Raw genomic sequence first — 22,864 nt, 5'->3', positions numbered from 1 at the left:
CCTACCGGCGCGCCCGCGCGCGTTTCTCCGGGAGGAAAGCCTGGGTCAAACGCCGATCTCGTACGAGTCGCCGTAGACGCGCCACCGCAGCGGCGGGTCCAGGTCGAAGTTGCGCGCCGCCAGGAACACCCGCTGGGCGTCCTGGACGCGGCTCTCGTCGTCGTGGGCCCGCTCGTCCTCCATGAGCGCCACGCGGGCGTCCAGGAAGGCGCCGAGGTACGCGGCCTCGTCGCCGCCACGGGCCGGTGGCGGTGCCGCCGCGGCGGCCGCGCGGCGCAGCTTCGCCAGGCCGTTCGCGCCGTGCATGACGATCGCGTCGTAGTAGACGAACTGCCCCAGGACGCGCAGGCCGTCCTGCTTGGCCTGGCTCAGCGCCGGGTTGAAGTACCGGCGGTCGCGCTCGGCGTCCTGGGCCGCGCGGAAGGCCGGGTCGGCCGCGGCGGCCTTCCAGTCGGCGGTGAAGTTCGGGTCCAGACCGGTGTGCGCGGCGCTGCCGTTGAGGCGCTTGAGCGCCGGCAGGTACGCGGCCAGCCGGTTGCCCGGCACCGCGGCCGTGTAGCGCTCGATGACGGCGCGCATGTCGCCGGTGCCGCTGCAGAACCCCACGATGCCGCCCGTGTACCCGCGCCCGTCGTGGATGTCCTCGATGTAGCCGTACTGCGCCGTCCAGTCCAGCGTCGAGTTCTCCGCGCTGGACACGAGCCGCATGGCGATGTCCTTCTTCTGCGGGTCGGACAGGTCGCCGCGGATCTTCTGGTTCGGGCCCACGCGCACGGAGCGCCGGCCGTCGGGGCTCGGCGGCGGGCCGGCGCTCGCGCCGTCCTTCCCGGGCGTGCTCCCGACCGCCGGCGAGGCGTGCGCCGCGGTCTGGCCGGCCCCGCCGTCCCCGGTCTCGGGCCCGCGCGCCGCGAGCGAGGCCAGGGCCAGCGAGGCCACCACGAAGGCCGCGACGGCGAGGCCGCGACGCGCGGAGATGCGGGCCACTCAGGACTCCTCTGCGTCGGCGCCGCGGGACTCGGCCGAACTGGAGCGCAGCAGCGTGGAATGCGGCACCGCGTACAACACGGCGGTGTGCTCGGAAACCCGATGCTCGGGCGCGGACGCGCCCGGCACCCGTGCGACCCCTCGCCCTGCTCGACCCGAACCCGCGGACGTGGAGGCGTCGTACGCGGACGCGTCGAGCCGATCGCCGCCGCGCCCGGGCGTCCGCGCGGGAACCCAGTCGACGTCCAGCGCAGCGGCGGGATCCCCAGCCGCGCCGCGCGCGGAGACACCGTCGCCGACCCGCGCGGACGCGGGCGGCGTCGCGGGCTGAGCCGGGATCGGGGCGTTCACGCCCGCCGACCCCGCCCGGTGCAGCTTGTGCCACCGCAGCCGCGCACCGGTCAGCGCCGTCCCCAGGGACTGGATCAGGACGATGTACATCACCTGGCGGTACACGAACTGCTGCAGCGGCAGCACCCACAGCGGCCGCAGGTTCTCCTTGTCCAGGCGGAACGCCACGATCGCGGTGAGCACCTGCATCGCGAACATGATCAGCCACGCGATCGTGGTCATCTTCCAGCTGGAGAAGAACAGGCCGTACACCAGCAGGATGTCGATCAGCGGGGCGATCAGCGGCAGGGCGATGCCGAAGAACGCGATGAAGGGCAGCCCGACGCGCCCGAAGCGGCCGGAGGGGCCACTGTCCAAGATGGACCGGCGGTGCTTCCACATCGCCTGCATCGTGCCGTAGCTCCAGCGGTACCGCTGCAGCCACAACTGCCGCAGGGTGCTCGGGGCCTCGGTCCACGCGCGGGCGCGCTCCTCGTAGATGACGCGCCAGCCCGTGCGGCACAGGGCCATCGTCGCGTCGGTGTCCTCGGCGAGCGTGTCGTGGCTGATACCGCCGATGTCGTGCAGGGCCTGGCGGCGAAACGCGCCGATGGCGCCCGGGATCGTGGGCATCACCCGCAGGATGTCGTACAGCCGGCGGTCGAGGTTGAAGCCGATGACGTACTCGATGTGCTGCCACCGCGCGACGATCGACTTTCGGTTGCCGACCTTCACGTTGCCCGCGACCGCGCCGACGGTGGGGTCGGCGAAGGGCTGAACCAGATGGCGTACCGAATCCGGCTCGAACACCGTGTCGCCGTCGACCATGACGATCAGGTCGTGCCGGGCCATCGCCACGCCGACGTTGAGCGCGTTCGCCTTGCCGCCGTTGGGGATGCGCACGACGCGGACGTTGGGCAGCTCCATCGCCTCGACGAGCGCGGCGGTGCCGTCGGTGGAGCCGTCGTCGACGACCACGACCTCGATGCCGCCGGGGTAGTCACCGCCCGCGAGGGAGCGCACCGCGGCCTCGATGCCCTCCTTCTCGTTGTACGCGGGCACGATGACCGACACCGGCTCCACGACCGGCGGGCCCCACTGCCACGTCTTCGCGCGACGTTTCCGGGCGTGTCGCCCGGCGAGGAGGAACAGCGCGAGGGTGCGCCCGATCGTCAGGATGCCAACGAGCAGGAACAGCACGCGGATCAGTTCCATGATCCAGTCGGCGACGGAGACGGCGGTCACGAGCGCGAGGGCGCGGCGCTTGTCGGCCTGGCTGGCGGGGGCCTCCACGGCGATGCTGTTGCCCGCGAGCGCCTTGGCCAGGCCCCGGGAGACGGTCGTGAAGGTGTACCCGCGCTGCTGCATCATCGGGATGAACTTGTCGAGGGCCTCGACGGTCTCCTTGCGGTCGCCGCCCGCGTCGTGCATGAGCACGATCGAGCCGTTGTCGCCCTCGGGCGTCGCGCCACGCACGATGGCGTCCACGCCCGGGCGGCTCCAGTCACGGCTGTCGGTGTCCGTCATGATCGACAGGTAGCCGAGACGGCCCGCCTCCTGGATCAGCGGCCAGTTCGCGTCGTCGATGGTGCCGGCGCTGGAGGAGTACGGCAGGCGCAGCAGGGCCGACTTCTGCCCGGTCGCCTTGATGACGGCGAGCTGCGTCTGGGAGTACTCCAGCTCGCGCTGCCACTGCGAGAGGCCGTCCAGGCGCGGATGCGTGAAGCTGTGGATGCCGATCTCGTCGCCCCCGCGCGAGAGTTCGGCGACGATGTCCGCGTGGCGGGTCACCTGGGTGCCCACGACGAAGAACGTCGCGTTCACGTTGTACTTGCGCAGCACCTCCATGATCTCCGGCGTCCACTGCGGGTCCGGCCCGTCGTCGAAGGTGAGCGCGATCGTCTTGGCCGGCAACTGGTAGGAGCGCACCGCCCCGTTGCGGGTGTCGATGATCGGGCCGCCGTCGATGACCTGCTGCGGGACGTGGCTCTGTTGGCCCACGCCTTCGCTGTGGTCGGGGTGGAACTCGGCGTTGACGTACGCCTCGACGAACAGCACGCCCGCGAGCGTGCTCAGCAGGACGATGCCGAGGACGAGGCGGGTGAACGAGAGCCGCTTCCGGGCGGGCCTGCGGCGACGGCTCACGCCAGGCCCAGGCTCGCGGTGGCGGCGGGAGTCGCGCCGGCGCCGGCTCCAGCGGCGGTCCCGGTGGTCTCGCCCGTACCGCCGGGCGCGCTCACCATCGGCGTCGCGCTCGGGCGCGCGGTCGAGGTCTCACCGACCGGCACCGTGCCCTGGGTGTGCGTCGTACGGGCAGTCGGCGTCGCGCCCGGCAGCGCCGTGCCGGCCTCGCTGGTGCGCGGGGTCGCAGTGGCGGAGACCGTCGGGTCCGGCTGCCCGGTGCGGGTCGGCGTGGGCGACGGATGGTTGCTCGGGGTGGCGCTCGGCTGCGGCGGGGCGTCGGTCGACTCGGCGGGAGGCGCGGTCGTCGTGGTCGCACCCGGGCCGGGCGTGGTCGGCGCGCCGGATGGCACCGGCTGGGCGCCGCCCGGCGACGGCCGATTGTTGATCTTCTTCGCCGTGGAGACCACGGGCTGCCGCGCGCCCGGCGTGCTCTTCGCGCCCGGCTGCGACGTCGGTTGTTGCTGGTCGAGCACCGGCAGGTTGTTCACCAGCTCCGGGAACGGCACCAGCTGCTGCGGTTTTAACGGACCGCCGGCCAGGCTCGTCGCCACCAGCGCACCATAGATCAGCGTCGCTGCTCCGAGCACGCCGAAAACGATTCGGATTCGCTTTCTCCGGCGACCAGAAGCGTCGACGAAAACCGGGGACGAAAGATCGCCAACAACAATGACATCCGTGGCGTCATCCACAGAAGGGGTTTCGACAGGCACCGCGCAAACATAGGGTGACCAGCCGACTTAAGGCGCGGGAAAAACACCGAAGAACGGCCGTAACCAAATCCGCCGTCGCGCTAGCTGGCAATATTCGCCGGGGTCGGTGACAATTCACCCGTACGGATTCACCCCCACGACCGACCTCGTTCGGCTTCCTCACCCGTCGGCTCACCCGGGGTTATAGCCGTTCGAACGAGTCCGAACGACCTGTTCAGCCCACCCGCCCTCGTCGCCCGGCGGGCTCTTTCCGCAGCTCGCGACGGCTCTGGGGAGCGCGCCCGAGCCGCCTGGTCGCGGCACTGCCGACTGTAGATGGGCGGCCGGACGCGGCCACGGCCGGCACGGCGCATCTCTACACGCACGAGCGACACCCCTTGCGGCCCCTCACGCCACGCCTCCAGCGGCGCCCTCGCGGCCCTCGGACGCCGTTTCATCAACCGCGCCCTGGCGCGCCCTCACGACGTACGTGGGCGGCCCGGCGGGTGGCTCATAGCGGTGCGGAGGATCGCTCCGTTACCGTGGCGTCCGCACGGCGCCCAGGGCCGCCTCGCCGCCATGAGTCCACACAGCACCCACGGCCGCCTCGCCACCATGGCTCCGCGCGCCCACAGCCGCTTCGCCATCGTGAGTCCGCACAGCACCACCCACGGCCGCTGTCGCCGCGAGTCCGCACAGCACCCCACGGCCGCTGTCGCCGCGAGTCCGCACAGCGCCCACGGCCGCCGCCGCGACGCTGCTCAGCGGCTCTTGGTCGCCGCCCGGTGGGCCCGCTCGACGGCGGCCGGCAGCGCCGCGACCAGCGCGTCCACGTCGGCCATCGTCGAGGTGTGGCCGAGGCTGAAGCGCAGCGACGAGCGCGCCCGCGCGTCATCGGCGCCCATGGCCAGCAGCACGTGCGAGGGCTGCGCCACGCCGGCCGAGCACGCCGAGCCGGTCGAGCAGGCGATGTCCTGGGCGTCCAGGAGCAGCAGCAGCGCGTCGCCCTCGCAGCCGGGGAAGGAGAAGTGGGCGTTGCCCGGGAGGCGGTCGGCGGGGTCACCGTTGAGGATGGCCTCCGGCACGGCCGCGCAAACGCGCTCCACGAGGGCGTCGCGGAGGCGGCCGATGCGCTCGGCGGTCTCCCGCTGCGTCTTCACGGACAGTTCCAGGGCGGCCGCGAACGCGACGATGGCGGGCACGTCGAGGGTGCCGGAGCGCACGTCGCGCTCCTGACCGCCGCCGTGGGCCAGCGGCGTGCAGTCGATCTCGCGGCCCAGCAGCAGCGCGCCCGCGCCGATCGGCCCGCCGAGCTTGTGGCCGCTGATCGTGAGCGCCGCCGCGCCGCTCGCGGCGAAGTCGACCGGGATCTGGCCGATGGCCTGCACAGCGTCGGTGTGGAACGGCACGCCCGCGCGGGCGGCGAGGGCGGCCAGCTCGACGACGGGCTGGACGGTGCCCACCTCGTTGTTGGCCCACATGACGGTGGCCACGGCGACGTCGCCGGCGGTCAGGGTCTCGGCGAACGCGTCCGCGTCCACGCGCCCGGACGCGTCGACCGGCAGCCAGGTGACCTCGGCCCCCTCGTGCCGTTCCAGCCAGGCGACGGAGTCGAGGACGGCGTGGTGCTCGACGGAGCTGGCCACGACCCGGTTTCGGCGCGGGTCGGCGGCGCGGCGGGCCCAGAAAACGCCCTTGACGGCGAGGTTGTCGCTCTCGGTGCCGCCACCGGTGAAGATCACTTCCGACGGGCGGGCCACCAGCGCGGCGGCGATCCGCTCGCGCGCTTCCTCCACCCGGCGGCGGGCGTTGCGGCCGGGGGCGTGCAGCGACGAGGCATTGCCGACTTCGCGCGCCGTGGCGACGTAGGCGTCGAGCGCCTCCGGGAGCATCGGCGTGGTGGCGGCGTGGTCGAGGTAGGGCATCGAGGCCAAGCCTAACGGCCGGGCACTCCTTACTCCCCCTCCGGTTGGGCGACGATCGCCACGCTCCCGCGCGTACAGGGCCCGCACCGCCGCCGGTGAGGGCACCGCGCGTAACGACCGCCCGCCGCCGCGACCACTCATCAATCCAGAAAAATAGAGATGGCGCCCAAAATGCGCGCCATCCGATCGCGCCCACCGCACGGCGAACCGCACACGAAGCGTGACCAGCAGGCGACCGGCAGAAATGTGCCGCGTTTTCTGCCGCCGGGTGCATCCGCGCGGCCCCGGCACGCGCCGAATCCCCGGGAAGGAACGTCCCCTTCGCCGCGCCGGCTTCAGAGCCGCTCCGGACCGCCGGCGAGCGGGTGGCACGCTGTCGTGACCGCGCCCGCCGGCGGCGGGCGCGGTCACGAGCGGGGCGCTACTTGCGCTTGCGGATCTCCTCGGCGGCCTGGGGCACGACCTTGAACAGGTCGCCCACCACGCCGAAGTCGGCCAGCTCGAAGATCGGCGCCTCGGGGTCCTTGTTCACCGCGACGATCGTCTTCGAGGTCTGCATGCCGGCGCGGTGCTGGATGGCGCCGGAGATGCCCAGGGCCACGTAGAGCTGCGGCGACACCGTCTTGCCGGTCTGCCCGACCTGGAACTGGTGCGGGTAGAAGCCGGAGTCGACGGCCGCGCGCGAGGCGCCCACCGCGCCGCCGAGCAGGTCGGCCAACTCCTCGACCAGCTTGAAGTTGTCCGCGCTGGCCACGCCGCGGCCGCCGGAGACGACGATCGAGGCCTCGGCGAGCTCCGGGCGGGCGCCCTTGGCCTCGACCTTGCGCTCCACGACCCGGGCGAGCTTGTCCTTGTCCTCCACGACCGCCTCGACGGCCTCGACCGACGGGGTGGCCGGGGCGGGGGCGGGGGTGAAGGAGTTCGGGCGGACGGTGACGATCGGCAGGCCCTTGGTGACCTTGGACTTGACGATCGTCGAGCCGGCGAAGACGACCTGGGTGGCGGTGCCGTCGGGCTCCAGGGCGACCACGTCGGTGAGCACGCCGTTGTCGAGTTTGACCGCGACGCGGGCCGCGATCTCCTTGCCCTCCTGCGAGGAGGCGAGCAGCACGGCGGAGGGCGAGACACGCTGGATGAGCGCGGCGAGCGTGGTGGCCTTCGGCGCGACCAGGTACTCGTCGAGGTCCGGGCCCGCGGCGGCGTAGATCTTCGCGGCGCCGTACTCCCCGAGCTTGCCGGCGAGCGCCTCCGCGTCGCCGCCCAGGACGACGGCGGCGACGTCCCCGCCCAGCGTGCGGGCGAGGGTGAGCATCTCGAGCGTGACCTTCTTGACCCCGCCCTGCGAGGAGGCCTCGACTACGACCAGAACTTCAGCCATGGTTTCCGTCTCCCCTTACACGAACTTCTCGGAGGCGAGGTACTCGACGAGCTTCACGCCACCGTCGTCGCCCGCGTCGATCTTGTTGCCGGCCTGGCGCGGGGGCCGCTTGTTGTGCTCGACGACGGCGCTGGTCGCGCCCGCGAGGCCGACCTCGCCGGCCGCGATGCCCAGGTCGGCCAGCGACAGGGTCTGCAGCGGCTTCTTCTTGGCCGCCATGATGCCCTTGAAGGAGGGGTACCGCGGGTCGTTGATCGTGTCCCAGACGCTCACGACGGCGGGGGTGGCGGCGGTGACGACCTCGTAGCCCTCGTCGGTCTGCCGCTCGATGGTCAGCTGCGAGCCCTCGACGGTGACCTTGCGCGCCCCGGTCAGCGCGGCGACGCCCAGCCGCTCGGCGATCATGTGCGGCAGGACCTGCACGCGGCCGTCGGTCGACTCGGCGCCGCAGATGACCAGGTCGGCGTTCTGCTGAGCGATGGCGGCGGCGAGCACCTTCGAGGTGGCGACGGCGCACGAGCCGTGCAGCGCGTCGTCGACGACGTGGACGGCCGAGTCCGGGCCCATGGACAGCGCCTTGCGGATCGACTCCGTCGCACGGTCGGGGCCGACGGTCAGGACGACGACCTCGCCGCCGTGCGCCTCCTGGAGGCGCAGGGCCTCCTCGATGGCGTACTCGTCCATCTCGTTGATCACATTGTTTGCCGACGCGCGGTCGACGGTGTTGTCGTCAGTGCGCAGGTTGCGCTCCGCGCCGGAGTCCGGCACCTGCTTGACGAGTACGACGATCTTCATCGTGGTCCGAGGTCCTCCTGCTTGACAGTCACCGCTCCCTCGCGGACGACTTGCGCCAACGTTACGGCCCATATGGAGCGGTAACAGGTTCGCCTCCCAGATGTTACTGGTCAGTAGGTTCGCGGTGGCGGTGAAAAGTGTCACGAACCGGGCGCACCCTGGGGTGCGGAGGTGGGTGAAATGTCACAAAACTCCGCCATCGTCGCGCCGGCCCGGCCGCTTTCCGCAGCGGTCGCCCAGCACGCTGCGGAATTGGTCACACACCGCAGGCAGGAGGAGCCAAACGATCACTTGTGCACCTGCGGGCGGCCCCGCGAGCCCTGTGTGCGCGACACCATCCGCGAATTGTGGCGGCTCGACGAGCGCCCGTGACCGACTACTCGGCGGCCATCGCGGCGGCCAGCGCCGTGCGGGTCGCCTGGCGGGCCGGCGGCAGGGCCGCCAACGCGGCCGCGGCGGCCGCGAGCAGGGCATACAGCGCCAGTTGCGCGATCGGGACGACCGGGTGACCGTGTCCGTACTGCCTGATGAGCCCCACCGCGGCGGCCGATCCGGCCAGGACCCCCAGCCCGATCCCCACGACCGCGCCGACCACGGACATCAGCACCGACTCGAGCACCAGGGTCGCGCGCAGCTGAGCCCGGGACAGACCCAGCGCCCGCAGCAGGGCCGACTCGCGGGTGCGCTCCAGCACCGACAGGGCGAGGGTGTTGGCGATCCCGGTCAGGGCGATGACGATCGACATGCCCAGCAGCGCGGAGAAGACCAGCAGCTGCCGGTCGAGGGTCTCGGTGACCTTGGCCCGCCACTCCGCCTGGCTGGATACCTGCAGGCGGGGCTCCTGGCGCACGGCGTCGTCGACCGCGGCCCGCGACGTCTGCGCCGGGACGCCCTCGGCCGCCTTGACCAGGACCGAGTCCGGGTCCGCGGCGCCGAACGCAGCGGTGTAGTCGGCCCAGTCGAGCAGCACCTCGCCGGCGGTCGGCGCGTCGTCGTAGACCGCGACCACGCGCAACGTGCGGGCGCGCAGCGTGATCTCGGAGCCGACCCCGGCGCCCACGGCGGTGGCGAACGGGCCCTTCAGTGCCACGCTGCCGGGCCCGAGGCCCGCGACGGTGCCCCGCATGACCTCCGGGCGCAGAACGGTCTGCAGGGCGCCCGGCTCCATCGCCCACACCTCGGCGCGGCGGCCATCGACCTGGGCGCCGCGGGAGCGCGCGCCGGCCACGGCCGCGAACTCGGGCCGGGCGCGCAGCGCGTCGACGACCGCCGCCGGGACGGCCGGGGCCTGCGCGCCGCCGGCGAAGCCCCCGGTCACGACGTAGTCCACGGAGAAGTTCTCGTCCAGCTCGCGCTCCGACTGCTCGCGAGTCGTCGCCAGCAGCACGGCGAACAGGCTCATCAGCGCCAGCCCGACCGCCAGCGCGCCCGTCGTCGCCGCGACCCGCTTCGGGTTGCGCCGCGCGCCCTGGATCGCCAGCCGCGCGGGCGCGCCGAACACCCTGGCCGGCAGCCAGCCCGCCCAGGCGGTGACCCGGCCGATGACGAACGGCCCGGCCGCGACCGCGGCGGCGAACAGCCCGATGGCGCCGGCGAACACGACCGGAACCCCGAGGAATCCCGGCGCCCGGGTGCCGGCCACGACGAACAGCGCCCCGCCGGCCGCCAGCACCCAGGCCGCGGCGAGGCGCAGGCGGCGGTGCCCGGGCACGGCGGCCTCCATCGGCGCCCCGGACAGGGCGGCCATCGGCGGGACCCGGCTGGCGGTCAGCGCCGGCAGCAGCGACGCGACCATCGTGCACACGGTGCCCGCGACCAGGCCGATGACCACGGTCGACGGCGTGACGACGAGGCGGTCGATGCGCACCGCGTGGCCGAGCGCGTCGCGGCCGACCAGCAGCGCCCAGCCGACGGCAGCGCTGGCCAGCAGGCCGCCGGCGGAGGCGACGAGGCCGACGGCGAGCGCCTCCAGCACGACCGAGCCGAACAGCTGGCGGCGGGAGGCGCCCACGCAGCGCAGCAGGGCGAGTTCGCGCACCCGCTGGGCGACCAGGATGGCGAAGGTGTTGGCGATGACGAAGACCGACACCGCCAGCGCCACCAGGCCGAAGGCGAAGAGCACGACCAGGAAGCCGTCGACGTACTTCGCCGCGGCCGCCGCATACGCCTCCCGCAGCTGGTCGCCGGAGAGCACGTGCGCGTCGTAGCCGAGGCGCTGGCGCATCCGGGTCGCGACGTCGTGCTCGCCGACGCCGGGCGCCGCGCTCGCCACGACCTCCGCGTAGCCGTTCGCCCCGGCGATCGAGCGCATGTCGCCCGGGGTGAGCGTGGCCACGCTCAGGCCCGCGAAGCGCTTGTTGGCGCCGAGGTCGAAGGTGCCGACCATGCTCAGCGCCACCGGGCTGCCGCCAGGGCCGATCACCGAGACCGGGCCGCCGATGCGCAGCCCGTAGGCCTCGGCGGTGGTCGCGTCGACCGCGATCTCGCCGTCGCGCTCCGGCAGCCGCCCCGCGGCCACGTCGAACATCGCCAGCGCCGGGTCACTGGGCGTCGACACCGCCCAGCCGGCCCGGCCGAAGTTGGCGATCAGGCGGCCCTGGGGGTCGAGCATGGACAGCCGCTCGGCCATCCGCCCGTCGGCGCGGGCCACGCCGGGCAGCGCCCGGACCGCGTCCAGGTCGGCGAAGTCCAGGCGGCGGCCGGTCTCGGCGAAGCCCGAGCCCCGGTCGCCGAACGGCACCCAGTCGGGGCCCGCCGAGGCGTCGACGTTGCGGGCGGCGCGGGCCAGGTCGTCGTAGAACGCCGCCCGCGCGGTGTCGCCGTAGACGAGCGTGCCGGCGAGGAATCCCACACCGATCATCACGGCGAGGGCGGTCAGCACAAGACGTACCTTGTGAGCACGTAGTCCGGCGAGCGTCGTTCGGAACACGGCGCGACTGTAGCGAGGGGGTATGACTAATTCATGTCCATGTGGTCGGCGGTCCGGCTGTGGTTCGATCCCGACGAGGTCCGTTCGGTAGGCAGCACCCCCGACTACCGGTTCTCCCTGGCCAACGAGCGCACGTTCCTGGCCTGGCTGCGCACCGCCCTCGCGCTGATCGGCGGCGGGCTCGCGGTCGCGCAGTTCCTGCCCGAGCGACGGTTACGCATCGTGATAGCCGTGTCACTGCTCGCGCTCGGGGGCCTCGTCGCGGTCCGCGCCGTCGACCACTGGGCCCGCAGCGAGAAGGCGATGCGACTGGGTCAGGCGCTGCCCCCGTCCCGCTTCCCGGCAATCCTCGCGCTGGTGGTCACGGTCGGCGCGGCCGCGCTGCTGCTCGCCACCCTCCTGTGACCGCCGACCAGCCGCCACCGGGCGCGCAACGGGAGCGCACCCAGCTCTCATGGCGGCGGACACTGGTCTCGGTGACCGCGATCGCCCTGCTGCTGGCGCGCCTGGCGGCCGTACACCTCAAGGGTGTTGCGGCGGCCGTCGCCCTCGCCGCCGTCGCGCTGATCTGGGCCGCCGCGGCCTGGCTCACCGCCCGCCGCGTCCGCGCCATCGCCACCCCCGCCGGGCGGTCGCTGCCCGCGCTGGTCGCGCTCATCCTGCTGTACTGCGTGATGGGCACCCTGTTGCTGATGTCATGACCCCCTTCGCTGAGTCATGATGGCGCCATGGGACGCGCACTGCCCTTCCTGATCGTGCTGGTCGTTACGCTGATCGCACTGATCGACTGCCTGTCCTCGGAGCGCGGGGACATCCGCGGGCTGCCCCGGCCCGTGTGGGTCCTCGTGATCCTGCTCGTGCCCATCGTCGGGCCGGTCGTGTGGTTCTTCGCCGGCCGCCCGGTGTCGCTCGAGCAGCGCGCGGGCGTGGCCGCCGGTGGCCGCAAGCGGGTCACCGCGCCGGACGACGACCCGGACTTCCTGCGCAACATCGACACGACCCAGTCGCGGCGGGACGCGGAGCTCCTGCGCCGCTGGGAGGAAGACCTCAAACGCCGAGACGACGACGATCCGGGCGCTTGACACGAAACGCCCCAAGCCCGCGCGCGGATGCGGAGAACGCACCGGCGCGCTCAGTCCCGGGGTAAGGCCGGGCGCGCGCGGAGGCGCGCGGGCGCAGCAGCGAACAGCACACAACGCGCGGACGCGGCGAGGCCTCGCCTCAGTCCGGCGGAACGCACACGACCAGCGCGCCCGGCCGGATGCGCGCGGCCAGCCGCCGCGCGGGCGCGATGACGTCTCCGTCGAGCTCCCGGGGCTCCTCCCGGGACGCGTGAATCTCCACGGTGCGGGCCCGGAATGTCTCCAGGTCGCGCGCGTGCCCGCGCCGGGCCAGCAGCACCCCGCCCGCCAGCCGTACCCAGTCCCCCAGGTGCCGGGCGGAGAGCACCACCACGTCGAGGCAGCCGTCGTCCCCGCCCCGCAGCCGCCCCACGTTCGCCACGAGCACGCTGCTCACGCGCCGATGCAGCCAGCGCCCGCCGTCGAGGCGGATGCGCACCGACGCGCGGTGGCGGGTGAGGTCGCGCAGCCCGGTCGCCACGTACGCGCCCCACCCGAAGCGCCGCCTCGCCTCGTCCGGCGGGTCGCCGACCATCGCCGCGTCGAAGCCCAGGCCGGCCTTCACCGTGAACACGCCCGCGCCCTCGACCTCGCCCACGTCGACACGGCGCCGGCGGCCGGTGATGGCGACCGCGACGGCCTCCGCGACGTCGCGCGGAATGCCGAGGTTGGTGGCGAGCAGGTTCCCGGTGCCGGAGGGGATGAGGGCGACCGCGACGTCGGTGCCGGCGAGCTCCCCCGCGACCGCCCGCACGGTGCCGTCACCGCCGCAGACGAGTACCACCTCCACGCCGGCGGCGACGGCCTCGCGGGCCGCGCCGCAGCCGGGGTCCTCCGGCGTGGTCGGCAGCCACAGCGGCTCGGGCCAGCCCGCGTCCGCGAGGGCGCCGCACAGCTCGCGGCGGCGCTCGTCGAGGTCGACGACCTTCGCCGGGTTGATGACGACCGCGCAGCGGGTCATGAGCCGACCTTGCGGTACCGGGCCTGGAAGAAGCAGTAGGCGCCGAACGCGGCCACGCCGACGGCCACGGCCAGGAGCGGGAACTTGCCGTACGGCTGGCCGGCGATCGTGTGGATGGCGGCGTCGAGGCCGCGGGACTTCTCCGGGTCGTTCGTGACGGCCGCGTCGAGGAGGAGATAGCCGACGATGCCGAACGCCACGCCCTTGGCCGTATAGCCGATCTGCCCAGCGCGCTCGGCCACCCGGCGCCCGGGCGGGTCGAGCTGGGACGTCACGGACCGCGCCGAGGCCGTGGCGGGCCCGGGGTAGCGCAGCTTCCTGGCGAACTTGCGCTTCAGGCCGTACCACAGCATCCCGATGCCGAACGCGAGCACCGCGACGCCGGCCAGCCCGACCAGCCACGCCCCCGCGGGCGCGCTCATGACGCCGGCCGTGGCCCGCTGCTGCTGCTCGGCGCTGGAGGACGGCGCGCCGAGCACGACCTTGCCGGCGGTCCAGGCTAGGGCGGCATAGATGACGACGCGCGCGCCGCCGGAGAGGCGCTCGACGACGCGCTCCTTGCCGTCGACGTCGCGGTGGCCCCAGATCGCGAGGATCATCTGCCAAACCGCCAGCGCGAGCAGGCAGACGATCACGAACCACAGCAGCACGGAGCCGAACGGCTGATCGGCGAGTTCCCGGAAGGCGCCGGACTGGTCGCCCTCCTGCCCGCCCTGACCCAACGCGATCTGCGCCGCGACCCAGGCGAGGGCGAGGTGCAGCAGCCCGTAGCCGATGAACCCGACCCTCGTCAGGTACTTCAGGAGATCGTTGCTGGCCATGTTCTGCCCAATCCCCCGGATGGGCATCCCGGCAAACGTGGGACGTGACAGCGCGGCACTGCTCAGATCGACTGTCTTCGGTGTATCGGCACTGGTCTTCAGCCTGCTCGTGATCGCCGGGCGGGCGCGACCGGACGTGGAGAACATGGGCGGGCCGATGCCGACGTCGTCCGGGCACGTCGCGGCGACGATCCGCATCTGGGCAACCGCGGCCGTACTCGTGTGGCCGCGCACCCGCGCGTGGTGGCGGCGGTGCTGATGCCGCGGTGGGTGACGGGCTCGCGGATGTACCGCGGCATGCACCACCCACATCCTCGGCAGCGCCGTCCTCGCGGCCCGGTCGCTGCTGTGCCCCAACCACGACCTGGCCGAGGAGCCCGCGACCGCGCGGACGCCGCGCTCGGCGAAGCCGGTGACGACGTGATCACGGACTGGTTCCTCAGCGCCCGGGAGCGCGCCCTCGCTCAACGAGGCCGGGGCGAGCGCCTGGACGTGGTCAGCCCAGGGCACGCCGATCCACGTGCACGCAGCATCGACGACGCCTGGGCGACCATCGGCTCCGACGACGTCTCTTCGGAGCTGACCTGCCCGGTCGCCGACCCTACCGGACAGTACGCACGGTCACCGCGCCGGCGGATCGTCCGGGAACATCTCGGTATTGACGCCGATGGCGAGTATCCGATTACATTCATAAATGCGTTCCAGAATTCGGACGCCGAGCTGGAGCGGTGGTACGACAAGGGCGGGCACGACCCGCGGCCGCGCGGGCGCGTGCGGGGCTGCGACGCTCCAGTCCCTGACCTGGTGTGCGCGGCGGCGGCCCGGGGTGCTCCACCGGCTCGTTCACGACCCGGACGGACGACCCCGGACACTCAAACAAGCAGATACCTTCTGACGGTTTTGTGCCGTTCACTCTCCAGTCTTCTGGCCGTGCTCCCATCGCGGGATGACCGCGTGGCAACTCGCCTGCATCGACATGGCAGGCACTACGGTGCGTGATGACGGCCTGGTCGAGCAGGCCTTCACGGTGGCCTTCGCCGGTGAAGGCGTGGCCCCGGGCACCCCGCAGCACGAGCGCATGCTCGCCGTCGTCCGCAAGACGATGGGACAGAGCCGCATCGAGGTGTTCCGGCTCCTCCTCGACGGCGACGAGAATCGCGCCCAGGCCGCCAACGAGACGTTCGAGGAGGCGTACGGGCTGCTCGTCGACGAGGGCGCCGTGCTGCCGATCCCGGGCGCCATCGAGGCGATCAAAACGCTGCGCGCCAGCGGCATCAAGGTGGCGCTGACCACTGGGTTCGCCCGGGCCACCCAGGAGGCGATCATCGACGCGCTCGGCTGGTGGGGCCAGGTGGACCTGGTGCTCTCCCCCGCCGACGCCGGCCGCGGCCGCCCGTTCCCGGACTTCATGCTCGTCTCGGCGCTCAAGCTCGGCGTCGAGGACGTGCGCCGCATGGTCGTCGTCGGCGACACGCCGCTGGACCTCATCGCCGGCCAGCGCGCGGGCGCGGGCCTGCTCGTCGGGGTCCTGACCGGCGCCGGCGACCGCGCGGCCCTGCAGGCCGCCGGCGCGCACGAGGTCATCGGCTCGATCGGCTCGCTCCCGCGCCTGCTCGGGCTCGAGTGAGCGGCGCCCGGCGAGGCGCCCGCGGATCCCGCCGCGGCGGGATCCGCGAACCTCAGGCCAGGTTGGACGAGCGCGGGTAGGCGTCCTCGGGGTCGGTGAGGACGTTGACGAGGTACGGCACGCCGGAGGCGAACGCGCGCCCGAGCGCCCCGGCCAGGTCCCCGGGCTTCTCGACCGTCTCCCCGGCGCCCCCGAGCGCCTTCACCACGTCGTCGTAGCGCAGCCCCGGCTGCAGATCGGCGGCCAGGTCGTACCCGTAGATCTGCCGCATCGGGTGCTTCTCCAGCCCCCAGATGCCGTTGTTGCCGACCACGATCACGACCGGCAGCTGCTGGCGCGCCAGCGACTCGACGTCCATGAGCGAGAAGCCGGCCGCGCCGTCGCCCATGAGCACGCAGATCTGCCGGTCCGGGTACGTGATCCGGGCCCCCATCGCGTAGCCCATGCCGGTGCCGAGGCAGCCGTACGGCCCCGGGTCGAGCCACGTGCCCGGGCGGGCCGGCTCCAGATACTTGCCGGCGTAGGAGACGAAGTCCCCGCCGTCGCCGATGGTCACCGCGTCCTCGGCCAGCACCTTGCGCAGCTCGCCGTAGACGCGGCTGGGCTTGATCGGATCGGTGTCGGCCTCCAGCGCCTCGGTCTCCTTGCCCTTCGCCGCGTTCTCGGCGGCCCGCAGCGTGGCGATCCACTCCTCGTGGTCGGCGACCAGGCCCGAGTACGCCGCGAAGGCCGACAGCGTCAGCCGCAGATCGCCCGACGGCGCCGCGGCCGGCGTGACGTGCCCGGCCTTCTGCGAGGCGGCGTCGGTGACGTGCACGACCTGCGCGCCGCCGAAGTCGCCGAAGCCGAGCCGGAAGTCCAGCGGGGTCCCGACGACCGCGATCACGTCGGCGCCGCCGAACGCGGCCTTGCGCGCCCGCGCGAACGCGAGCGGGTGCCCGGGTGGCAGGGTGCCGCGGCCCATGCCGTTGGCGAACACCGGCACGCGCAGCGCCTCGGCCGCCTCGCGCAGCGCCGCGGTGGCGTCGCCGGCCCAGACGTCGGAACCGGCGACGATGACGGGCCGCTGCGCGGCGGCAAGGAGACTGACGCCGCGGTGAACCTCGTCGGGGTCGGGCTCTTCCAGCGGTACTGCCGGAGCCTCCTGCTCCTCGATGCCGTCCGCGGTGGAGAAGACGACCTCCAGCGGCAGATCGACGAAGACCGGTCCCCGGTGCGGGGTCAGCGCGGTGAGCGCGGCGGCCCGCATCCGCGCGTAGACCTCGTCGGTGGCGAAGATGGTCTCCGCGTGCTTGGTGACCGCCCGCACGACCGGCAGGTGGTCCATCTCCTGCAGGCTGCCGGAGCCCCAGCGGAACTGCGGCGCCCGGCCGCCGAGCACGACCACCGGCGCGCCGTTGAACATCGCGCTGGTCAGGCCGGACACGCCGTTGGTGACGCCCGGTCCGGCGGTGAGCACGGCCAGCCCCGGCCGGCGCTGCAGCTTCGCGACCGCCTCGGCGGCGAAGACCGCGGACTGCTCATGGCGCACGTCGACGATGCGCACGCCGGCCTTCCTCGCCGCGTCGTAGAGCGGGAAGACGTGACCGCCGGAGAGGGTGAACATCTCCGTGACCCCGAATCCGCGCAGCGCCGCCAGCGCCAGGTCCCCGCCGTGCCCGTCGATCGTCGTCATGCGCGAATCCTACTCACGTTTGCTGGTGTGGATGGCGTGCGGATAGTGTGACCGCGCCGGAGTGATTACGCTGCGACACAACGGAAGATCCAACTTTTGCGCGTGTGCTAGGGTGCTCAAGAGACAGCGGAACGGCACCCCGCAGGACCCGTGTGACCAGCGCGGCTACGGGCTGTCGGCGCCGACCCAGCCGGCGACCGGCTCCGGCCAGTGGTCCGTGGTCAGCCGATACGACACGACCCCGGCCGCGAGCGGCGTCAGGACCAGCAGCGCCAGCACCAACACCACGAGCATGAACCGCGCGACCGGTCCCCGGCGCGGACGCGAGCCGTCGTACACATACGCGTCGCCCGCCGACCGGGACTGCACCGGCGGGCTCACGGGCCGTGACGGCGTCGGCTGCGACGGCTGGACCGGGCGCTGCCGCAGGGCCTGCGACGACGGCGGCGCGGCGTCATTGCGGAACGCGTTGCCGAGCTCGTCGTATCGCGTCGCGGCCTCAGGCACCCCGCCGCTCGATGGCAAGCCGCCGCTCGATGGCAAGCCGCCGCTCGACGGCACCGCGCCGCTGGACGGCACCGCGCCGCTGGACCGGAAGACCCGCCCGCCGCTGGCCGGCCGATTCGGCGGCGCGGACACGGGCGGCGAAGAGACCGGCGGCGACGTCCAGGCGGGCGGCATGGGCACGGGCGGCGCGGAGACCGGCGGCGGCGTGTACGCGGGTGGCGTCGAGACCGGCGGCGCGTAAGCCGGTGGTGTCGAGACCGGGGGCGGCGTGTACGCGGGTGGGGTCGAGACCGGCGGCGGTGTGTACGCGGATGGGGTCGAGACCGGCGGCGGCGCGGAGACCTGGAACGCGGGCGGCGTCGAGGCCGGGACCGGGTTGTCGGGCCACATCGGGCCGTCGGCGGGCGGCGCGGAGACCGGGGTGCCGAAGTTCCCCGCCGGGGGCATCGAGAACGACGGGGACGCGGAGACCGGCGGTGAGGAGACCGGCGGTGCTGAGACCACTGCGGGCGAGACCGGCGGGGGTGGGGCCGGCCAGGGGAAGCCGGAGACCTGCGGCAGCATGCCCGTCGCGGGGCCCGGGGCCGGGTCGGCGGTCGCCTTCGTCGCGGTCGAGCCGGTCAGCATGCTGCCCTCGGCCACCACCAGCTCCGGCTGCTCGATCGCGACCGGGGCCTGGCCCAGGATGCGGTGCAGCAGCGTCGCCACCAGCGGCATCCGGCTGGAGCCGCCGACCAGGAACACGCCCGCGACCGCGCCGTCGCCGAGCTGGGCCCAGCGCATCACGCCCTGGGTGACGCGAACGGTCTGCTCGATCATCGGCTGGGCGAGGCGCTCGAGCTCCTCCCGCGTCAGGTGCACGTCGATGTTGAGCAGCGGAATCGTCAGGTCCGACGCCGGCTGGCGGGACAGCCGCTCCTTCGCCACCCGCGCGTCGTCCCACAGCAGGCGGCGGTGCCTGCGGTCCTCCACGGTCTGCGGGTTCATCAGCCGTGACCACTCCTGCGGCGCCTGGGGCTCGCAGATGGTGCCGATGTGCTTGACGACAGCGTTGTCCACGTCGATGCCGCCGATGTCGTCGCGGCCGTCGACGGCGAGCGCCTCGAAGCCGTCCGCGGTGCGCGCGACCACGCTCGCGTCGAACGTGCCGGCGCCGAAGTCGTGCACCACGACCACCGAGCCGACGGGCACGTCGCGGCCGAGGACCTGGGTGAAGTACGCCGCGGCGGCCACCGGCTCGGGCACCAGGCGCACGCGGCCCAGCCCGGCCGCGGCGGCCGCGTCGGCGATCGACAGGCGGCGGGTCGCGCCCCACGAGGCCGGGAACGTCACGGTCACGTCCGGCGTCGCGTCGCCGACGGTGCGGACCCACTCGTCGCGCACCCGGCCCAGCACCGCGGCGATGAGCTCGTTGATCGGCACCTCGCGGTCGCCGAGCAGGACCGTGCCCTCGTCGATGCGGCGCTTCGGGTTGGGCTCGAAACGGGCCGGTTCCAGCCGGGCGCTGTGCACCGCGTCGCGGCCAACGATGATGGAGCCGCCGGGCTCGGCGTAGACGGCCGAGGGCAGCAGTGGAGAACCGTCGAAGATCAGGGGCCGGGAGCGCCCGTCCGGCCACCGTACGACCGCGACGGTGTTCGAGGTGCCGAAGTCGACCCCGAGCCGGATCCCTGGTGTAGGCATGCCCCGAAGTTTAGGCGCCGCGAACTACCCCCGCCGTGCCCCAGGATCCCGCCCGCGGATCAACCCTGACTCGTCTCCGCCGGCTTGAGCGCGGGCGGCTTCGGCGGCCGGCGCACCCACCGCCGCGAGGCCGGCAGCAGCAGCATGGCCGTCGAGGCGAGGAACACCACAGCCGGAACGAGCGTCCAGTAGCCGCCGCCCTCCCCCGTCAGCGCGAGGTTGGAGACGCCGAGGACAAGGCAGAGCGCCAAGGGGTACCAGTGGTGCCCGCTCTGCGGCCTCCGCGCCCGCATCGCGCCGTTGATCAGCAGGGTGGCCAGCACCGCGCAGATGCCGGCCCACTCCAGGGAACCGCTGGTCAGTGAGTTGACCCGGGCCTCGTCCCAGCCCTCGGGCGGGTTGGCGCGGGGGAGCTGGGGCAGGACCGCCACGAGCAGGAGCAGGCCCGTCAGCAGGTACAGCAGGATCCCGTACGTCGTCATGAACCCGGCCGGCCACCGGATCGACCACGGGCCCTTGAGCAGCGGCCGCGGCACGACCATCGGCATCGGCGGCACCGCGTACGCCGGGTAGTACACCACCTGGGGCGGCGGCGGTGGGTACACGGGCGGCGGGGAGTACACGGGCCGCTGCGGCACCGGGTACGGCATCTGGGGCCGCAGCGGCGGGCGCTGCATCGGCGGACTGACGGGAACCGGCCCCACCGCGGGCGATACGGGCGGCGCCGAGACCGACGGGGCCGGCGGGACCACGGTGGCCGGTGCGACCACCGGCAGTGACCCGCTGGTGGCCGGGAGCTCCAGGGCGCCCGAGGAGGCCGGGGTTTCCGTCGCCGGGGCGGGAGCGGCCTTGCCGGCGGACTCAGCGGGCACGGCCCGGCCGACCAGGACGCTGCCCTCGGCGACCACCAGCTCCGGCTGCTCGATCGTCACCGGCGCCCGCCCGAACTCGCGGTGCAGCTCGGTGGCGACCAGCGGCATCTGGCTCGCCCCGCCGACCAGGAAGATCCCGGCGATCCGGTCCGGGGTGAGGCGGGACAGGCGCAGCGTCTCGGCCAGCACCCGCACCGAGCGCTCGACCAGCGGCCGCGCGGCCGCCTCGAACTCCTCCCGGGTGAGCTGGACGTCCACGTCGAGCACCGGCACCATCACGGTCGCCGAGGCGGCGCGGGAGAGCCGCTCCTTGGCCTCGCGGGCCTCGTCGCGCAGCTGGCGGGCGGCCCGCGGGTCGGCGCTCACCCGCGCCCAGCCCTCCTCCGGCAGGGCGCGGCCGATCATGCCGACCACGAGCTCGTCGAAGTCCAGGCCGCCGAGGTCGTCGCGGCCGCCCACGGCGAGCACCTCGAAGCCCGCGGGGGTACGCGCGACGACGGTGCCGTCGAAGGTCCCCGCGCCCAGGTCGTAGACGACGACGGCCGAGCCGGCGGGCACCATGTTGCGCAGCACGTGGACGAAGTAGGTGGCCGCCGCGACCGGCTCGGGCACGAGAGTCGCGCCCGGCAGGCCCGCCTGGCGCACCGCCTCCTGCAGGGTGTTGCGCCGGGTCGAGGCCCAGTTCGCCGGGTGCGTGACGGTCACCGCGTCCGGGCCACCACCCGCGGTGCGGGTGAACTCCGCGAGGACGCGCTGGAACACCGCGGTCATCATCTGTGGTACCGGCACTGGCCGCTCCCCCAGCAACACCGATCCGTCGTCGATGCGGCGCTTGGGGTTGGGCTCGAAACGCTCGGGCGCACGCCGCGCGGCGTGCACCGCATCGCGCCCGACGACCAGCCCCTGCTCCTCCAGCGTCACGGCGGAGGGCAGCAGCGGCGAGCCGTCGAAGAGCAGGGGACGCGCCCGGCCGTCGGGCCAGCGGGCCACCGCCACCGTGTGCGACGTGCCGAAGTCGACACCCAGGGCCACCATGCCGCGCAGTTTAAGCGGACTGCTCGACCGCCCGCTGCAGCGCTCGATAGATTTGCCCGAATTTCGGGGAATCGGTCGTCGAATAGATCATGGCGTCACCCGCGACGGTGCGCACCCAGATCTCGTGGACGCCCTTGCCGTGGTCGTGGGCCCGGTCCAGCAGGTCGAGCAGGCCCTCCAGGCAGAACGCGACAACGCCGCCGACGACCACCACGGCGAGGATGCCGCCGGCGATGTACATCGTGCGCTGCTCGCCGCTGAAGTCGATCCGCCGCGCCGCCACCCCGGCCGCGACCAGCAGGCCGAGCACGAGTAGCACCGCGCCCCCGCGCGTGGCGAGCATGTACAGCCCGTGGCGCAGCCGCCCCGTGCGCTCGTGCCAGATGTAGGTGAGCGTGTCGAGCGGATACCACGACTCAGCGACGCGCACACCGCCCGAGCTGATGTGCACCACATTGTCGCGGTAGTACGTGGTGGCCATGGCAACTAAGACGGTACAGCGGAATACGCTGCGATCAACGACAACGACGTTGAGGAGACATACGTGACTTCCTTTGTCCGGCTCGAGGTCGAGGACAGCATCGGCACCATCCGGCTGGACCGCCCGCCGATGAACGCCCTGAACGAGCAGGTCCAGGAGGAGCTGCGGGCGGCCGCGCACGAGGCGACCGCGCGCGAGGACGTGCACGCGGTGGTCATCTACGGCGGTGAGAAGGTGTTCGCGGCCGGCGCGGACATCAAGGAGATGGCCGGCATGGGATACGCCGCGATGTCGGCCCGCGCGGTCGCGCTCAGCGGCGCGTTCGACGCCGTCGCCCGCATCCCCAAGCCCGTCGTCGCCGCGGTCACCGGATACGCGCTCGGGGGCGGCTGCGAGCTCGCCCTCACCGCCGACTGGCGGGTCGCGGCCGAGGACGCGACGCTCGGCCAGCCGGAGATCACCCTGGGCGTCATCCCGGGCGCCGGCGGCACCCAGCGCCTCGCTCGCCTCATCGGCCCCGCGCGGGCCAAGGACCTGGTGATGTCGGGCCGCTTCGTGCCCGCGGCCGAGGCGCTGGCGATGGGTCTGGTGGATCGGGTCGTACCGCGGGAGCAGGTCTACACCGCCGCGCTCGACCTCGTCCGCCCCTACGTCAACGGCCCGGCGCTGGCGCTGCGCGCCGCGAAGCTCGCCGTCGACGGCGGGCTGGACATGGACCTCGCCTCGGGCCTGGCGTGGGAGAGCCAGCTGTTCGCGGGCCTGTTCGCCACGGAGGACAAAGCCGAGGGCATGACCGCGTTCGTGGAGAAGCGCAAGCCCTCCTTCAAGGGCCGCTGACGCTCGTCCGGCCGCTTCCCGCCCGGGTCC

General features: G+C 73.3%; 19 protein-coding genes. 6 read left to right on the top strand and 13 right to left on the bottom strand.

Going from position 1 to position 22,864, the window contains the following annotated elements; all coding sequences use genetic code 11:
• Window positions 1-45 precede the first annotated feature (45 nt).
• The 7 genes from ACQPY0_RS08330 to ACQPY0_RS08300 form a co-directional block, all read right to left on the bottom strand.
• The gene (locus tag ACQPY0_RS08330; RefSeq protein ID WP_432986573.1) at window positions 46-984 is read right to left on the bottom strand and encodes a chitosanase; all 939 of its coding nucleotides are present in this window, start codon (window positions 982-984) and stop codon (window positions 46-48) included.
• The gene (locus ACQPY0_RS08325) at window positions 985-3,459 is read right to left on the bottom strand and encodes a glycosyltransferase (protein WP_432986571.1); all 2,475 of its coding nucleotides are present in this window, start codon (window positions 3,457-3,459) and stop codon (window positions 985-987) included.
• The gene (locus tag ACQPY0_RS08320; protein WP_432986569.1) at window positions 3,456-4,208 is read right to left on the bottom strand and encodes a hypothetical protein; all 753 of its coding nucleotides are present in this window, start codon (window positions 4,206-4,208) and stop codon (window positions 3,456-3,458) included. Before ACQPY0_RS08320 ends, ACQPY0_RS08325 begins: the two co-directional genes overlap by 4 nt.
• A gap of 740 nt (window positions 4,209-4,948) precedes the next feature.
• Window positions 4,949-6,112, bottom strand: a complete 1,164-nt coding sequence (locus ACQPY0_RS08315) for a cysteine desulfurase family protein (protein WP_432986567.1) — start codon at window positions 6,110-6,112, stop codon at window positions 4,949-4,951.
• Between the two features lie 421 nt (window positions 6,113-6,533).
• The gene (locus ACQPY0_RS08310; protein WP_432986565.1) at window positions 6,534-7,490 is read right to left on the bottom strand and encodes an electron transfer flavoprotein subunit alpha/FixB family protein; all 957 of its coding nucleotides are present in this window, start codon (window positions 7,488-7,490) and stop codon (window positions 6,534-6,536) included.
• Window positions 7,491-7,505: 15 nt separating this feature from the next.
• A complete protein-coding gene (locus ACQPY0_RS08305; protein ID WP_432986563.1) occupies window positions 7,506-8,285 on the bottom strand; it encodes an electron transfer flavoprotein subunit beta/FixA family protein in 780 nt (259 codons plus the stop codon).
• Between the two features lie 376 nt (window positions 8,286-8,661).
• Window positions 8,662-11,214 carry an ABC transporter permease gene (locus ACQPY0_RS08300; RefSeq protein ID WP_432986561.1) on the bottom strand — a complete coding sequence of 851 codons (2,553 nt, stop codon included), beginning with the start codon at window positions 11,212-11,214 and terminating at the stop codon, window positions 8,662-8,664.
• Window positions 11,215-11,253: 39 nt separating this feature from the next.
• Here ACQPY0_RS08300 and ACQPY0_RS08295 point away from each other — a divergent pair, with 39 nt between their 5' ends.
• The 3 genes from ACQPY0_RS08295 (at window position 11,254) to ACQPY0_RS08285 (ending at window position 12,296) form a co-directional block, all read left to right on the top strand.
• Window positions 11,254-11,619, top strand: coding sequence for a YidH family protein (locus ACQPY0_RS08295; RefSeq protein WP_432995075.1), 366 nt, complete (start codon window positions 11,254-11,256; stop codon window positions 11,617-11,619).
• A gap of 71 nt (window positions 11,620-11,690) precedes the next feature.
• Complete coding sequence (locus ACQPY0_RS08290) at window positions 11,691-11,915, top strand: hypothetical protein (protein WP_432986559.1); 225 nt, start codon at window positions 11,691-11,693, stop codon at window positions 11,913-11,915.
• Between the two features lie 27 nt (window positions 11,916-11,942).
• A complete protein-coding gene (locus tag ACQPY0_RS08285) occupies window positions 11,943-12,296 on the top strand; it encodes a PLD nuclease N-terminal domain-containing protein (RefSeq protein WP_432986557.1) in 354 nt (117 codons plus the stop codon).
• Window positions 12,297-12,435: 139 nt separating this feature from the next.
• Here ACQPY0_RS08285 and ACQPY0_RS08280 read toward each other — a convergent pair whose 3' ends face one another.
• On the bottom strand, window positions 12,436-13,296 hold the full coding sequence (locus ACQPY0_RS08280) for a diacylglycerol/lipid kinase family protein (RefSeq protein WP_432986555.1): 861 nt from the start codon (window positions 13,294-13,296) through the stop codon (window positions 12,436-12,438).
• Complete coding sequence (locus ACQPY0_RS08275; RefSeq protein ID WP_432986553.1) at window positions 13,293-14,117, bottom strand: DUF1206 domain-containing protein; 825 nt, start codon at window positions 14,115-14,117, stop codon at window positions 13,293-13,295. Before ACQPY0_RS08275 ends, ACQPY0_RS08280 begins: the two co-directional genes overlap by 4 nt.
• A 37-nt stretch (window positions 14,118-14,154) precedes the next feature.
• Between ACQPY0_RS08275 and ACQPY0_RS08270 the strand changes: the two genes are divergently transcribed.
• Together ACQPY0_RS08270 and ACQPY0_RS08265 are read left to right on the top strand one after the other, a co-directional pair.
• On the top strand, window positions 14,155-14,376 hold the full coding sequence (locus ACQPY0_RS08270) for a hypothetical protein (protein ID WP_432986551.1): 222 nt from the start codon (window positions 14,155-14,157) through the stop codon (window positions 14,374-14,376).
• A 687-nt stretch (window positions 14,377-15,063) separates the two neighbouring features.
• Complete coding sequence (locus tag ACQPY0_RS08265) at window positions 15,064-15,744, top strand: phosphonatase-like hydrolase (RefSeq protein WP_432986549.1); 681 nt, start codon at window positions 15,064-15,066, stop codon at window positions 15,742-15,744.
• A gap of 52 nt (window positions 15,745-15,796) precedes the next feature.
• Here the strand turns inward: ACQPY0_RS08265 and ACQPY0_RS08260 are convergent, their stop codons facing one another.
• The 4 genes from ACQPY0_RS08260 to ACQPY0_RS08245 all read right to left on the bottom strand — a co-directional run bounded on the left by ACQPY0_RS08260 (window position 15,797) and on the right by ACQPY0_RS08245 (window position 21,997).
• Window positions 15,797-17,419 (bottom strand): acetolactate synthase, encoded by a 1,623-nt coding sequence (locus ACQPY0_RS08260; protein ID WP_432986548.1) that lies wholly within the window; start codon window positions 17,417-17,419, stop codon window positions 15,797-15,799.
• Between the two features lie 165 nt (window positions 17,420-17,584).
• Window positions 17,585-19,609, bottom strand: a complete 2,025-nt coding sequence (locus ACQPY0_RS08255; protein ID WP_432986546.1) for an Hsp70 family protein — start codon at window positions 19,607-19,609, stop codon at window positions 17,585-17,587.
• 59 nt (window positions 19,610-19,668) lie between these two features.
• On the bottom strand, window positions 19,669-21,516 hold the full coding sequence (locus tag ACQPY0_RS08250) for an Hsp70 family protein (protein WP_432986544.1): 1,848 nt from the start codon (window positions 21,514-21,516) through the stop codon (window positions 19,669-19,671).
• A 10-nt stretch (window positions 21,517-21,526) separates the two neighbouring features.
• Window positions 21,527-21,997: a DUF6232 family protein gene (locus tag ACQPY0_RS08245; RefSeq protein WP_432986542.1), complete on the bottom strand. Its 471-nt coding sequence runs from the start codon at window positions 21,995-21,997 to the stop codon at window positions 21,527-21,529.
• Between the two features lie 63 nt (window positions 21,998-22,060).
• On the opposite strand from ACQPY0_RS08245, the gene ACQPY0_RS08240 reads away from it, so the two are divergent.
• On the top strand, window positions 22,061-22,834 hold the full coding sequence (locus ACQPY0_RS08240) for an enoyl-CoA hydratase/isomerase family protein (protein ID WP_432986540.1): 774 nt from the start codon (window positions 22,061-22,063) through the stop codon (window positions 22,832-22,834).
• Window positions 22,835-22,864: the final 30 nt, after the last annotated feature.

The sequence above is a fragment of the Dactylosporangium sp. CA-233914 genome (genome assembly GCF_050942935.1).
GTDB lineage: Bacteria > Actinomycetota > Actinomycetes > Mycobacteriales > Micromonosporaceae > Dactylosporangium.
Note: the sequence above shows the minus strand (reverse complement) of the source record. Positions and strands in the feature narration are given on the sequence as shown.

Excerpts from the sequence above, each read along its gene's own strand:
- ACQPY0_RS08305 (WP_432986563.1), bottom strand. The coding sequence starts at position 8,285 with ATGAAGATCGTCGTACTCGTCAAGCAGGTGCCGGACTCCGGCGCGGAG.
- ACQPY0_RS08280 (WP_432986555.1), bottom strand. The coding sequence starts at position 13,296 with ATGACCCGCTGCGCGGTCGTCATCAACCCGGCGAAGGTCGTCGACCTC.
- ACQPY0_RS08265 (WP_432986549.1), top strand. The coding sequence starts at position 15,064 with ATGACCGCGTGGCAACTCGCCTGCATCGACATGGCAGGCACTACGGTG.
- ACQPY0_RS08275 (WP_432986553.1), bottom strand. The coding sequence starts at position 14,117 with ATGGCCAGCAACGATCTCCTGAAGTACCTGACGAGGGTCGGGTTCATC.
- ACQPY0_RS08315 (WP_432986567.1), bottom strand. The coding sequence starts at position 6,112 with ATGCCCTACCTCGACCACGCCGCCACCACGCCGATGCTCCCGGAGGCG.
- ACQPY0_RS08285 (WP_432986557.1), top strand. The coding sequence starts at position 11,943 with ATGGGACGCGCACTGCCCTTCCTGATCGTGCTGGTCGTTACGCTGATC.
- ACQPY0_RS08260 (WP_432986548.1), bottom strand. The coding sequence starts at position 17,419 with ATGACGACGATCGACGGGCACGGCGGGGACCTGGCGCTGGCGGCGCTG.
- ACQPY0_RS08250 (WP_432986544.1), bottom strand. The coding sequence starts at position 21,516 with ATGGTGGCCCTGGGTGTCGACTTCGGCACGTCGCACACGGTGGCGGTG.
- ACQPY0_RS08310 (WP_432986565.1), bottom strand. The coding sequence starts at position 7,490 with ATGGCTGAAGTTCTGGTCGTAGTCGAGGCCTCCTCGCAGGGCGGGGTC.
- ACQPY0_RS08245 (WP_432986542.1), bottom strand. The coding sequence starts at position 21,997 with ATGGCCACCACGTACTACCGCGACAATGTGGTGCACATCAGCTCGGGC.
- ACQPY0_RS08295 (WP_432995075.1), top strand. The coding sequence starts at position 11,254 with ATGTGGTCGGCGGTCCGGCTGTGGTTCGATCCCGACGAGGTCCGTTCG.
- ACQPY0_RS08255 (WP_432986546.1), bottom strand. The coding sequence starts at position 19,609 with ATGCCTACACCAGGGATCCGGCTCGGGGTCGACTTCGGCACCTCGAAC.